This is a genomic window from Mycoplasmopsis verecunda (genome assembly GCF_033546915.1).
GTDB classification, from domain to species: domain Bacteria; phylum Bacillota_I; class Bacilli_A; order Mycoplasmatales; family Metamycoplasmataceae; genus Mycoplasmopsis; species Mycoplasmopsis verecunda.
Window position 1 is genome coordinate 632,341 of sequence record NZ_CP137850.1, and the last position, 14,594, is coordinate 646,934.

Here is a 14,594-nt window from a genome sequence, read left to right on the forward strand (position 1 = left end):
TTTTATATCATCTACTATTTTTAAAGCAAAATAAAATTAGCAATAAATTGCTAATGATATTTACCCTTTGTATTTTATAAAGTAATAGGTTGTAATTAATGAAAGTAATTTTTCATCAACAAATTCAATTCTTTTATGTTGAATACCTAATTGCTCATTATCTTCAATTTCAAAAATACCTAAAGCCGTTTGATTTACAGCATTATTTTCAATAAAGTAGTTTCTTTTTATAAATTTATAATCATATAGATTTGAAGGCGTGTAATTGATAAAAGTAAAATTATCAATATTACTATAAGATTTATCAATTACATTATGTTTAAAAGTTTCATTATCTAAATCAACATGATTTAATAAATTAATAATATTATCCTTTAAATTTGCTTCATTTGTATCACCAAATAAATCCTGACTATAAGTTTTGAAAATATTATATATTTCTTCATTTTCAATAATATTTTGATGCACAAAATCATTATATAAATCCAGAGCATTAATATCATCTAATGTCTTTTCGTATAATACTCTTAAGTTCTTAGATAATTTTTCGTATAGCTTAATATCATTAAAATATGGTCTTTTTAACACTTCAGTTAAATAATCTTCATATATTTTTGTAGCATATTTCTTAAAGCCATCTTCATCATTAAAATTATCTGTTTTAATAATATTTAGAAATGGTAATTGAATATTTTGAAAAATTGATTTACTCATTACTTCATATAATTTATCTTCATACTCTTTATTAATATTACTTGCTACTACTAATCCATCAACAAGCAAGATATTTTGAGCAATTTTAAATCCTTTAACAGTTCCTTGTTTTACACTAGCAAAATTATCTTCAGAATAATACATATCTAACATATCACCATTATAAACAATAGCTGCATCAGTTTGATGATTACTAGGATTTAACATCTTAAATACGATATCTTGTCCATCACCATCAAGTGAAATATGTTTAGAATCTTTAATTGGAAATGATGTAGCATGAGCAATTAATTCCCCAAATTGATCAATTTGATTCTTGTAATCTTGTGCTGTAGTATGACCAGTATAAGGTATTAAATCTAATTTATTATTTTGGAAATTATATCCTGATGAATATAGCATATTTGTTCTAATTGCATCAGTAACAATGAAGTTGTTATAACCTTTATCATGTAACAAATTTAGTTCATTAAGTAATGAATATGGATTAATGTTTTCTGGAGTTTTATTATCTTCTGAAGATTGATTTAAATCATATTTAACCATTAATTTTTTAGTATTTGCTTCGAGTTCTTCATACGAAATATCATGATTAACATTAGGATTTTTGTTAGTATTATATGCTACCATTCCATCTTGAGCAAAGTAAGGAATAAAATATTTTCATAAATGTTTCGGTTGTGTAAAAGGTTTTCCATTTGAATCAGTTTTCAAAGCTTCATCGTAAGATTCTAAATGTTGAAAGACAATTGGAGTATAAGTATTTTTTAACACTTCTTTTAAATATTCATTGGAATCCAATTTAGCTAAAATTTCATTAGTAAATTCATTAGGATTAGAAGCTCTAAATAATTTCTTGAAATCTATTTCCTTAATTAATCCTTTTTTAATTAAATTAACAGCTTGGAAATCACTTCCGATTCCTGCTAGTGTTTTATTATTAACTAAAGCATTAGTAAATTCATTGATTTCATCAAATACTTTATAAGTAAAATCTTTTTCGATTTTGTTTATATTATTTTTTGACATGTAAGATTTGTAATTATAAAATGAAGGCTTAAATGGATTTGAAAACTTGTAACTAACTAATATGATAGAAACTATAGCAATTATAAAACTTAGTACACTTCAAAATAAAATTTTAATCTTCTGTATAGGGGTTTTATCTTTCATATGATTCCTTACTTTTAAAATATGAAATATTTTAAAGCATTATTTTATGAAATGAAATAAAAACATAAAAAATACAAAGTTGCCAAGTTGTAAATATTAAAAATCATATAGTCCCAAAATATAGAGCTATATGATTTTAATACTTTAAAATTACATACATAAAACTATGTATTTTGTTTATTTAAATATTTCTTCCATTGGTATTCATTCTTTTGAATTTAAATTATCTATATATTTATCATGATTTGGTAATAAGAACAATTCACCCGGTATAGATTCATGATCTCTGCCAAAAGCAAATTTTAAATTGTATTTCTTTTCACTATATTCATGATTATAAAAATCAACATACATTTTTAATGATTCATATTTTTGCTCACTGAATTTATCAACATCTTTAGATTGATCTTTGAAATCAATTCCACCTTTAGTTTCAATGATTCAAATGTTATCATCAGTATCTTGTAAGATGTAATCAGGATAAAATAATTGCTGTTTGTTTGCTACTTCTCTACGAATCATAATAGAGAAGTATGATTTTCCTTTATCCCCATTTTTGTAATATCATTTAACGTTTTGAGCTTTATTTATTTTTTCTTCAAATAGTTTTTCTGATCATGAATGGATTTTATTTGCTGTAGTTATCATTGAAGTATCATAACCTTTATAAACATTTTTGTCTAAAGGTTTAGATTTTTTAATTGCCGAATCATAAGGAATTAAATCTTGGAAAGGAATATATCAAAGAGTTCTTTTAATTTTATCTTCAGGGAATAAAGAATGATTTATCTCCACTTTAACTGAAGCTAAAAAGTTTCTAAATTCTTCAGCTAATTGTTCTCGATTATTAATCATAAAAATCGAAGGACGATTATTAGCTATATCAATAATTTGATATCTTCTAAAATATGTTTTAGCACGAGTTGAAGTTCATAAAGCATTAAACATTTCAGCTAATTGTTCTCTGTTAATCCCTAGTATTTTTCTTAACTTATCAATTGTGTGTCCTTCATCATTATGATGAGCTTTAAGGTTAAAATTGTAAGAAATATCTCTAACAATTAATTTATCTTGTAAATCTGGTGAAATGCTATCACTTTGTCCTTGCAATAAATCATCATGTAAATAACTGAAATCAGGATTATATCCATTCATTTCTAATTTAGCTAAATTACCAATGAAATCACCTTTTTTAAGGTCATATTTCTTAACCATATAATCATAAAATGATTCAAGAGTTTCTTTTCATTTAGCATGGTCAAAAATTGTTTGGTTATCATTTCTTTCTTCTTTCGGAAGTTTGAAATCACTAAATCCGCTTTTTAATGATAACATAGTAACTTCAACTCCAGAAGTTTGCTGGATAACTGAATCTTTAAACTTAGCATCAAAAGTATATAAGAAACAATTATCTAATAAATCATTATCAAAATGTTTTTGATGTGGCATTCTACGAATACGACCAATAGTTTGGATTTCAAAATCCTCTGACATATTGTCTCTTAACTTAATTAGAATTTTAGATCTAGGACAATCTCACCCTGTTGCCATTGATTGTTTAAAGATTAAATATTGTACTGGTGAATTATTATTTTCTATATCATCTAAATTAATCTTTGTTTTATCTAATCAAATAGCTAATTTTCCATTATCTGTTGTTATATCAAGTGGTCTAAGTACATCTTCTTTAATATATTCAATATATTCATCAGATTTATTTGGCATTTGGATTAATACAAGCGGATTAATTTGATATTGTGAATTTATTTTTTCATATTGATCAGCAATTTGCACTCTTTTATTTTCAGCTGTATTAATAAGAATTAAAGCTTCGTTTTCAAAATCTTCTAAAGTCTCTTTTGTTTTAACTTCTGGATTAATAAAGATAGAACGAGTAATTAATTCTTCGTCAATTACTTCACGATCACTAACTTCAATAAAGTTAATATTTTTCTTCTTCGATATTGTAGTAGCAGAAGCTTTAATTGTTTTATATGGTTTAATGTGATCATTTAAGAAATCATAAGCTTTTTTAGTGTTGTTGTAATGTTCCTCATCAATAATTGCAATAAATTGATAATTATTATTTTCTCTCGCTATAAAAGCTTGATCATGAATGTTTAAAACTTCTCCATCTCTAGTTGCTTTATTTCCTGATTTAGTTATTTTTTCTCAATTGATAAAATAAGTTGTATTTGGTTGGAAACCATTATTTAAAGCATCATCTAACATTGCACATGAATATTCAGGATAAAATTTAATCATTTTTTCATATGATTGTTGTTCTAAATCACCTTTACCAGGTGTAATTCAAACAAAAACCAAATTTTCATTATTACTATTGTTAATAGCATTAACAATACTTTGCAATAACATTAATGTTTTTCCTGATCCTGTTGGTGATTTTAATATTAAAGCGTTATTTAATTCACTTGTATTTTTATCAAGAATAAAATTTGTTAATGATTCAATTACTCTTTGTTGGAATTTTTTAAATTTAATATTTGTTATCATAAATATCCTATTTCTTTAAGTTCGTTTTCATAGTATTTATTTGGAAGAATAATAATTTTATCTTTAATTTCTTCAATTAAAGGATGTGAAATGTAATCTACTTCATTTTCATTAATAAAGATTAATTTAGAGTTAAGAAGTTGTGTATCAGAATATGAATCAAATTGTTCCTTATTTAATGCTAATAAAACATCTGAATTATCAATTAATTTGCCTAATTGAAATTGAATTAATTCAACACATGAATTCATTATTTCATCAAAGTATTTGTTATCATAGTTAGATTCAATAATTTCATTTTTATTAATAGTATTGATTTTTTGATAAATAACATTATGTGGTAATTCTTCTTGTATTTTAGATAAACGTTTGAATGTTACATCTTTAGCAATGTAGTTTCATTTCTTTTCTTTTGTGTCATATTCTTTATCTAAAGTACATAAGATGTATTTTCTATTTCCACCATCTTCAGCATTTAGCTGAGCAACAGCGTGACCAGTGGTTCCAGAACCCGCAAAGAAGTCAAGGATGATTGAATTTTTTTGTGATGATATTTCTATTAATAGTTTGACAAATTCCAATGGTTTGGGATTATTAAACGAATCCACAACACCTATAATATTTTTTAGTTCCAATGATGCTTTTTTATTTCCATCAATTTTTACTAGTAAGTTAGATATTTTTTTAGTTCTACCTTCAAGATAATATTTAACATAAGGAGCTCATTTAGATTTTTTATATCCATCAATTATTTTTTCTTCAGTTTTTTCATTTCTAACTCAAATAATTAAGTTATCCTTAACAGCTTCTTTATAAGTAGAGGCCCCTCAACGTCAACAGCTTAAGTAGTCAGTTGGTCCAATAGGATACACTTCTGTACCATCAGGAGCAATTAGTGGGTAAAAAAGATTTGGACGATTTTCTCTTCTATCATTTGCGCCGGTTTTTCTTAATTGTAATTTTGAAAATAAACCTTTTTCATCAGAGTCATTAAATCTCTTTTTATCATTATCGTCCATTTCAATACCTTTAAGTATGAAGTTTTCTGATTGTCTATATACTAAGCAATAGTCAAGAGAACTACCTATTTTATTAGCATCTTGTCCTGTTGTGGTTCCTGTTGCTCTTGAAATTTGACCTACAAAATTTGATTCGCCGAATATTTCATCACATAAAATTTTTAGTTGAGCTTGCTCGTGATCATCTATTGAAATAAAAATTACTCCATTGTCGCTTAATAATGTTTTCGCTAGTAGAAGTCTTCTTTGCATAAATGACAATCATTTAGAATGCTTAAAACTATCATCTTTATCTACAAAATTATCATTATAGAAGAAACCTCCACCACCAGTCTTGTTTCCAGTATTATAAGGCGGATCAATATAAATAACATCAATTCTATTTTTATGAGTTTTTTGCAGCAGTTTTAATGCTAAATAATTGTCTCCTTCAATTAAGAAATTTAGATCTTTATTTTTATCAGTTATTATTTGATCTATTTTTTCTAAAGTTATAATACTATTTTGTTCTTTGGTAACAATATCTTCATCTTTTTCTTCGAATACTAATCCATATTTCTTAGTATTAATAGCTTCACGAATAATAGCAAAAATATCTCTTTGTTCTTGAGATAAATTACTATTTAATTCTTGTTCCTTGATTCAATTTAATACTAATTGCTTTTTTGTTTTATTCATCCTAACTCCTTGTATCTTTTAATAATTTAATTTTATTAAATTATTAATATTCATATAGAAATATTTAATCTTTCTATATTATTAATTAAAAAGTTGAAAGTCCACCTAAGTGGTAAATTGAGTAGTTCCTCAATATTGCTGTATAAATTTTACAAAAATGTTCCAAAAGCGTGAAGAAAAATAAAGCCTGAGCTTAAAATTCTTTGTTATTTAGACGAAACTGTTGAAATATTTAGAAGTTTTTAACCTGATTATTCTGCCTGTTTTATCATCAATAAAATCACGATATTGATCATTTATTGCGTTGAACATTTGTGAAATATATTCAAAATTAACATATCTCGGAAACTTGCCTTTTGGTAGAAAGTTTCTGATTTTTTATGAGCATTTTCTATGCTTCCTTTTGTCATGATGAATATGTATCGCACTTGTAAATAACAGGAATTTCTCTTATTTCATTTAACTTCACATTTTCCGAACCATTGTCTATGGTTAGAGATAAAATGGTTAAATTGTGATGATTAATCAATTTAAGAAGTGATTCTTTTATTGAATCTGCATCTCGCCGAGTTAATATCCCAAATAACATTCTTGTCTTTCTTTCTAGCAAGGTAAGAATGCAATATTTAGCTCTTAAATTAAGAATTACTGTGTCCATTTCATAATGTCCAAATTCTTCTCTGTTTCTAATTGTTAATGGTGCGAGATGAATAGAAATACCAAAGTTAATTTTCTTAGATTGCACTCCTTTAGGCTTTTCTCTTGCCACGTAGTTTATCTCAATTAGATTTTGAAATACCTCTTTTGATTTCAAAAATAAAAATAGAGAAATCAACATCTTTAACATATTCTTAATCCATAAAGTAATAAAAAAAGCTTGTGGCGTAGGTATAAAAGCATTTTTATCCTTCAATTGTTCTTTATAGTAATCCAAGAATGTCGTTACTGATATTAGTGGTTCAAATTTCTTTTCATTATCTGAAAGTAAAATACCTTTAGATAATTTTCTCTTAACGATTCTGTGTTGTTTACTTCAAAACCTTCAGAAGCGAACAATATCATCTCATTTTGAAATTGTGTTTTCATGAATTTGTTGAACTGGATTTTGAACATTTTGCATTTTGAGCTGAACTCATTCACGATGTGAAACTTTAAAAATTGTTGTTAGTCTATTTTTACAATTACTGCAAAATTTGTATGAGTCTTCTGCTGTGTAATCTCACATAGCTAGTTTTAAATTTTGCTTGAGAACTTTAGCTGATACGTTCATTGTTTTTGAAATATCATTCAGTGTTTCATGTGTTGCGAAATTTTTAAACATAATAGCTAGCTTTTCCATGTTGAAATGAGTTATATTTTGCTCTCTGAGTTTGTTTATGTCCTTATGGATTTTGTTTATTTCGTTATCATTTAGTGAATCCATTATTGCAAAATGATAATATGCTTCTCTTTGAGTTTTTGATATAACCGTTTGATATACTTTTTCCTCAATTTTTATGCAAAATACTCTTTTTTGTTATACTTCAAATCTATTAACATTATAATTAAGTTAGTTCCTTCCTTTAGATTTGCAATTTTATTATACAAGGAACACAAAAAAAGCTGTTAGCTCACGATTAGGTGGATTGACAGCTTTTTAATTTATAAATCTTTCTATATTCCTTAATTAATCATTAATACATAATAAATAATTAATAATTATTTTCTAAAACTTCTAATACATAGATATAGAAAACTTAATGATATCAATCAATTACCTAATCATCATAATTCCCTTATATACAAAACAAGCAAATAAAAACGCTCGTAATGAGCGTTGCATCATAAGCCGTGTTCTGTTCTGTATTACTACAGTGCTGACAATTTATCTAATATCTATAAATAGATATTTCCAAGCTTCATTGAGTTCTTAGCTTGAATTCCTCTACCAAAATTTGAGTTTCTAGCTTGCGGAGTTTACCCGTTTCATTTCTCTCGTCTCTGTGGCACTAGTCGTCTATAAGTTTCCTTATATCCATAGCTTATTGGGCTAAGCGCAATCACTACCACCATTGCAGGTGGTGCTAGCACGGACTTTCCTCTACTTTATAAGCAGCTGTCAGCTATATGCTTATATATAATAACATTAATGAGTAAAAAATTAAGTATTTTATTTAATTTTTAATATGCTTAAAGCTTCAATATGTGCAGTATTTGGGAACATATCAAATCCTTGAATTGATTTAATTTCATATAAATCATTTAATTCTTTTAAATCTCTTACTAAGGTTTTAACATCACAAGACATATAAATAATATTTTTAATTTTATTTTGTTTAATTCAATGAATAAATTGCGGTGTTATTCCGCTACGTGGTGGATCTAGAATTAAAAATGTATTGGTTAAATCTTTAATTTGTTTTTTAAATATGGTTGCAGAATCCCCTACAAAATAACTAGCTTGCACTTGATTTATTTCTTTATTTCTATTAGCATTAATAATAGCTGATTGAACGATATCACTACCAATAACTTTATGATCACTAGCTACTAATTGTCCGATTGTTCCTACTCCACAATAAGCATCTAGAATAATGTTTTCGAAAGATTTAGAAATATATTCTTTAATTTGCTTAAAGATATTTTGAGCTACATTAATATTAATTTGGAAAAAAGAATTTATATTGCAAATAAATTCTTTATTTGCTATTTGCATTACAAATTCTTCTTTAGTAAAAATATTTTTTACTTTATGTTTTTTAATAATATTAAAATCAACAATATATTCAATATCTTTAATAGATTCAATTATCGAATTAGGAATATCATAATCAGAATGTATATCCATAGCTAAAGAAACTTTATTATCCTGATTAGCTCTAATTATTATTTCATTATAAAAATTAATAGCATTTTTCTTTTTATTTGATTCTAGATAATTATTTACAATAGCGAGAACCTCATCTAAACATTGATTAATAATATGCATATTTTGAATGTAATTATTAGCTATATGTAAATCATTTGACTTGATATCATATTCTCCAAGCACTAATTTATGATCTTGTTTTATCAATGGATAACGAACTTTATTACGATAATTAGTAATTACTAAAGAAGGAGAAAAATCCTTATAAACTTGTAATATTTCATTGCCTAGATTTCACGATAATAAAGTTTTAAAATAATTATTCTTGAATTCAATTTGTTGCTGATAATTTAAATTAATTAAAGGAGCTGAATTATAACAATCATATTGATTCTTATTTCTATATGGAGATACTTTAATTAATTTATCCACAGTAGCAAAAGCATATTTACTTGTTACTTTACTTAAAGTAACTTGAGCTTGTTCATCAGGAAATAAATTAGAGGTAAATATAGCATAATTATTTAATCGACTAACTCCTAGTCCTTCATAACTAATATCACTACAATTTATTATTAATTTATCACCAACTTGATATTTTTTTAATTCTGACATAAGTATAAAATCTCAATCTTTCCATATTTCTTATTTTTATAAACTTTTAATTCTTTCGGAAGAATAATGTTACTAAAATTATCAGTTTCCAATATGATTTCAAAATCTTCTTTTAATAAATTATTTTGCACTAATTTAGCTAAACATTTTGAAACTAAATCATATTGAATAAAAGGTGCATCAATAAAGACAAAATCATAAGTATTTTTTGTTTTATCCAAGAACATTAAAGCATCATTATTGATTAAATTAATGCTATTTTTATCTGGTAATTTAGCGATATTTTGTTGAATTATTTTATAAACAACCTTGTTTTTTTCTACACTATCCACTTTAATAGCTCCTCTTGAAATAGACTCAATACTCCAAGCTCCGGATCCAGCAAAAAGATCTAAACAAGTGGTATTTTCAAGTTTAAATTGTAAAGATGAAAACACAGCCTCACGAACTTTATCTGTAGTAGGACGTGTAAATTTTGAATCTGGTTGTTCGATTTTAAGCCCTTTATATTTACCTGCAACTATTCTTAACATGTGTTTATTTTACCAAATTAAACAACATAAACTTTAAATAGATTTTTAATCTATTTAATAAAATTAATCTCCTTTTTGCTAAAATTAATTTACAAATAAAAGGTGGTAAACATGAATAAAAAAATTGGTGTAACTTCATTATTTTCTAGTGCAGGAATTGGAACATTTTATCTTGATAAACTTGATCTAAATTTATCATTATCAAATGAATTATTACTTAAAAGAGCTCAATATCATTCTTTCTTATATCCAAATTGTTTATCAATTGCTGGTGATATTACAGATGAAAAGATTTTTAATACTCTAATTAACAAACATAAAGAATTAGGTAATGAAATACTTATCGCTACTCCACCATGTCAAGGTATGAGTGTAGCTGGTAAAAATGATCCAAATGATGTCAGAAATTTACTAATTGTACAAGTAGTAGAATTCATTAAATTAACTAAACCTAAATTAATTATGATTGAAAATGTTGTGCAACTTTACAAGACAAAAATATTTGTTAACAATGAATTAATCTTAATAAAGGATTACATTATTAAAGAATTATCTTCTTTATATAAACACATTGATTTTTATACAGTTAATTCTAAAGAATTTGATACACCGCAAGACCGCAAAAGAGCATTAGTTATTATTTCAAATGAAAAATTCAAAATGTCACAACCCACACCTATAACCTCTGTTCGTGATGCGATTGAACATCTACCTTCACTCGAACCTGGTCAATGTTCTTCTATTCCTTATCATAATGCAAAAACACATAGTGATAGACAAATTAGTTGAATGAGAAATACACCAACTGGAAAATCTGCTTTACATAATGAAACAAATTACCCAGTAAAAACTGATGGTCAAAGAATCAAAGGATTTGCAACAACATACAAAAGAATAGAATGAGATAAACCATCTCCAACAATTACAATGGCTAATGGTTCTATTTCAAGTCAAAATAATGTTCATCCAGGAAGATTAAATCCTGATGGAACATATTCTGATGCTAGAGTTCTAACACTAAAAGAAATCTTTTTATTAACTGGATTAGATGACACATTCCAAGTACCTGAATGGGCTAGCGAAAATTTAGTCCGTCAAATTATTGGAGAATCTGTTCCACCAAAAATCTTTTACTTATTTTTAAAGGAAAATAAAGATGTCTTGAAGAAATTCAATAAATAAAAGACAATTTTGACGAGCTCCAGGTAATAAAAGAATATTTGATGGTGAATTAAGCAATGTAATTCCTGTAGTAGAAGAACGCAATATTAAATATATTTGCAATTTTTATTCTTATCACACATTACAATATTTTATGAATAATAAGGATAAAGATTTTATATACAATAATGTAACATTACAAGAATTATTTGATTATTTACAAGCTAAATTAACACAATACCATATTATTTATGACACAAATACTGTTAAAGGACACTTAATAAAATCATTAGTTTTCTATAAATTACTGCAAATATATGATGACGGAAACATTAAGAAAATGCGGATTACTTTTGCAGGTGTTGATTTTTATGAGAAATGAAATAATTATTTAACTACAAAATCAAATGAGTTACTATCTAATTTAATTGATTCTTTTGTAAGACTATTATTAGATGTTAAATATCCATCTAATTCACTTTATAAAGTTACTGATAATATGCATTTATATCCTTTTAGAATTTTCTTTGTAATGCTTGATAAATTTCAACATATAAATAAAAAATTTATCAGTAATACAATGATTGATATCACAGATATTGAGATATTTAAGGAAGAATATTACAACAATATTACAAAGGATAATGCTAAAAATAAAGAATCAACAACCAAAGATAATGCTAGATTAAAATTTTATTCATGATGCATATGTTCATTTAAAGCGATAAATCTTTTATTAGAGGATAAAAAACAATTAATTATAAATCCCACTTATCAACATATAATTGATAAATATATTTCGAATATCAATATTGAAAACGATTTATTTATTCCGTCCGATGTAGATAATAATATCAATGAACCTATTAAACGAATTAGAAATCAATTAATAAAACAATTAGTCCTAGAAAATGTAGATAAATGCTATTTTAGTGATAAGGTTTCAAATATAAAACATAATAATAAAGTTTTTGAACTTCATCATGATACTTTTATTACAAGAAACAATAAATACTATTTTGAAGCTCATCATATATTACCTTTTTCAAATGCCGATTTATTTTGTAAACAAAATGATAAAAATGTAGATTCACTTGAAAATCTCATTCCATTATGTTCAAATTGTCATAGAATTCTTACTTTCGGAACAAGTCAAGAAATTGAAGTTTTTATTCCATATTTAATTAATCATTTATTAATTAATAAATGAACTTTTATAACTATAGATAAGTTAAAAGACTTTTACTATAAAGATTCAGTTACTATTTAATAAACATTTAAACATGGATTAAATTAATACAGCATGCTATTGAAAACCTTTTATTTATTAAATTAAAAATATCATTTATAATAATGAAACTATGAGATTAAGATTTGACAAAAATGCAGAAGCAAATTTAAATGTATCACAATTCCTAATTAAGGAATTCCCTTTTCATTTAAATCATAATGATGTTTTAGAAATAGGTGCTGGAAAAGGTGAAATGATTGCTCAACTTGCTAAAAATAATCCAAACATTAGATATATAGCTTTTGAAAAATATCCTACAGTAGCTAATAAAATCCTTAAAAAGATTAATGAATTAGGTACTAATAATCTTTTTATTGTTACTAAAGATGCTGCTAATTTAAATGAATTATTTAGCGGAAATATTGATACAATCTGACTTACTTTTTCAGATCCATGACCTAAAAATGCTCATGAGAAAAGAAGATTAACATACAAAACTTTTTTAGCACAATATAAAGAATTATTAACTCCACAAGTAGGCAAGTTATTATTTAAAACTGATAATGATAAGTTATTTGATTATTCACTAGAATCTTTAGCAAATAATAATTGAGATATTATTGATTTCACTCGTGATTTACATAATTCAAAATATAATGAAAATAATGTTCGTACTGGATATGAAGAAAAATGATCTGCCAAAGGCAAGAATATTAACTTTTTAATAGCTAAACCTAGATAAAAAAATACCGAAGGATAATTTCGGTAATTTTTTATACTATTTTTCATCCGTTCATTCAAATTGGAAACCATAAATACTTACAGTATCTCCGATTTCAATTCCCATACGAACAAGTTCTTCTCAAACTCCCATTTTCTTTAAGATATTATTAAATCTTAATAAGTTATCAAAGGTATTAATTGGGATTCTATGGTAAAGTTCTTCAATCTTTTTACCTTCGATTTCAAAGTATCCTTTGTATGGATTTTTGATTACATAATCAGGTTCGTATTCAATAACTGTTTCTTCTTCTTGCTCTTCTTCAACAGCTTCTAAATTATGTTTAGTTATCATATCTCACAATTTAGCTTTAACTTCATCTAAATTATCACGATGAATAGCTGATATACATACTACTTGCACATCAGGATATTTTAATTTAAATTGTGCTAAATGTTCTTGGAAATCATCTAAATCTGATTTATTAGCAATAACTAATTGTGGCTTATTTTCAAGTTTTAAATTATATGATTTAAGTTCATTATTAATGATTTCATAATCTTCAATTGGATCTTTTTCTTCTGAACCAAAATCAATAATATGAGCTATAACTCTACAACGTTCAATGTGTTTTAGGAATTGAATTCCAAGTCCTTTACCTAATGAAGCACCTTTAATTAATCCAGGTAAATCTGCTACCGTGAAAGAATCATCGTGGAATTTAACCATTCCTAATTGTGGTACTAGTGTTGTGAATTCATAATCAGCTACTTTAGCTTTAGCATTTGAAATAGCATTTAAAAAGGTTGATTTACCTGCAGAAGGTTTTCCTACTACACCAACATCAGATAAAATTTTTAAAACAATATGAGCTTCAAATTTTTCACCCGGCATTCCGTTTTCACTAATTCTAGGTGCAGTATTTCTAGCTGTTTTAAATTTAGTATTACCACGACCACCTTTTCCACCTTTAGCAATTAAATATGGTACATCTGGTTCAATTACATCAGCAATTAATTTTTTACCATTGTATACTAAAGTACCAACTGGAACTTTAATGTAAGTATCTTCAGCATTAGCACCATAAAGGTTTTTAGGTCCACCTTTAATACCATCTTTTGCTACGATATGTTTATTTTTATAAAAAGCTAGTAAAGTGTTTTTTCCGGTATCTCCAACGAAGTAAACATTACCTCCACGTCCACCGTCTCCACCATCAGGCCCACCTTTATCTACGTGAGCTTCACGGCGGAATGAAACCATTCCATCTCCACCACGGCCAGCTTGAATATTTACATAAACTTCATCTATAAATTTAGCCATATTGTCTCCTTATTTTTTGATATTTAAATTATATTAGTTTTTTAACATTATTATAAAAACAGCA

10 protein-coding genes and 1 other RNA gene are annotated in these 14,594 nt (G+C 25.7%); 3 read left to right on the forward strand and 8 right to left on the reverse strand.

Annotation, left to right across the window (positions count from 1 at the left end):
• Positions 1 to 60: 60 nt before the first annotated feature.
• The 7 genes from SAM46_RS02425 to rsmD all read right to left on the reverse strand — a co-directional run bounded on the left by SAM46_RS02425 (position 61) and on the right by rsmD (position 10,094).
• Positions 61 to 1,743, reverse strand: a complete 1,683-nt coding sequence (locus tag SAM46_RS02425; protein ID WP_159442407.1) for a hypothetical protein — start codon at positions 1,741 to 1,743, stop codon at positions 61 to 63.
• 321 nt (positions 1,744 to 2,064) lie between these two features.
• Positions 2,065 to 4,401 carry a DEAD/DEAH box helicase family protein gene (locus tag SAM46_RS02430; RefSeq protein WP_078747143.1) on the reverse strand — a complete coding sequence of 779 codons (2,337 nt, stop codon included), beginning with the start codon at positions 4,399 to 4,401 and terminating at the stop codon, positions 2,065 to 2,067.
• The gene (locus tag SAM46_RS02435) at positions 4,395 to 6,098 is read right to left on the reverse strand and encodes a site-specific DNA-methyltransferase (RefSeq protein ID WP_078747144.1); all 1,704 of its coding nucleotides are present in this window, start codon (positions 6,096 to 6,098) and stop codon (positions 4,395 to 4,397) included. Before SAM46_RS02435 ends, SAM46_RS02430 begins: the two co-directional genes overlap by 7 nt.
• A 391-nt stretch (positions 6,099 to 6,489) precedes the next feature.
• On the reverse strand, positions 6,490 to 7,521 hold the full coding sequence (locus tag SAM46_RS02440) for an IS30 family transposase (protein ID WP_318635560.1): 1,032 nt from the start codon (positions 7,519 to 7,521) through the stop codon (positions 6,490 to 6,492).
• A gap of 396 nt (positions 7,522 to 7,917) precedes the next feature.
• An RNA gene (rnpB, locus tag SAM46_RS02445) (RNase P RNA component class B) lies at positions 7,918 to 8,208 on the reverse strand.
• 39 nt (positions 8,209 to 8,247) lie between these two features.
• Positions 8,248 to 9,561, reverse strand: coding sequence for a 23S rRNA (uracil(1939)-C(5))-methyltransferase RlmD (rlmD, locus tag SAM46_RS02450; RefSeq protein WP_078746972.1), 1,314 nt, complete (start codon positions 9,559 to 9,561; stop codon positions 8,248 to 8,250).
• On the reverse strand, positions 9,549 to 10,094 hold the full coding sequence (gene rsmD / locus SAM46_RS02455; RefSeq protein WP_078746973.1) for a 16S rRNA (guanine(966)-N(2))-methyltransferase RsmD: 546 nt from the start codon (positions 10,092 to 10,094) through the stop codon (positions 9,549 to 9,551). Before rsmD ends, rlmD begins: the two co-directional genes overlap by 13 nt.
• Positions 10,095 to 10,205: 111 nt before the next feature.
• Here rsmD and SAM46_RS02460 point away from each other — a divergent pair, with 111 nt between their 5' ends.
• The 3 genes from SAM46_RS02460 to trmB all read left to right on the forward strand — a co-directional run bounded on the left by SAM46_RS02460 (position 10,206) and on the right by trmB (position 13,228).
• Positions 10,206 to 11,276, forward strand: a complete 1,071-nt coding sequence (locus SAM46_RS02460; protein WP_078746974.1) for a DNA cytosine methyltransferase — start codon at positions 10,206 to 10,208, stop codon at positions 11,274 to 11,276.
• Positions 11,251 to 12,525, forward strand: coding sequence for an HNH endonuclease signature motif containing protein (locus tag SAM46_RS02465; protein WP_078746975.1), 1,275 nt, complete (start codon positions 11,251 to 11,253; stop codon positions 12,523 to 12,525). Before SAM46_RS02460 ends, SAM46_RS02465 begins: the two co-directional genes overlap by 26 nt.
• 91 nt (positions 12,526 to 12,616) lie before the next feature.
• The gene (gene trmB, locus SAM46_RS02470; protein WP_078746976.1) at positions 12,617 to 13,228 is read left to right on the forward strand and encodes a tRNA (guanosine(46)-N7)-methyltransferase TrmB; all 612 of its coding nucleotides are present in this window, start codon (positions 12,617 to 12,619) and stop codon (positions 13,226 to 13,228) included.
• Between the two features lie 36 nt (positions 13,229 to 13,264).
• Here the strand turns inward: trmB and obgE are convergent, their stop codons facing one another.
• The gene (gene obgE / locus SAM46_RS02475) at positions 13,265 to 14,530 is read right to left on the reverse strand and encodes a GTPase ObgE (RefSeq protein WP_078746977.1); all 1,266 of its coding nucleotides are present in this window, start codon (positions 14,528 to 14,530) and stop codon (positions 13,265 to 13,267) included.
• Positions 14,531 to 14,594: the final 64 nt, after the last annotated feature.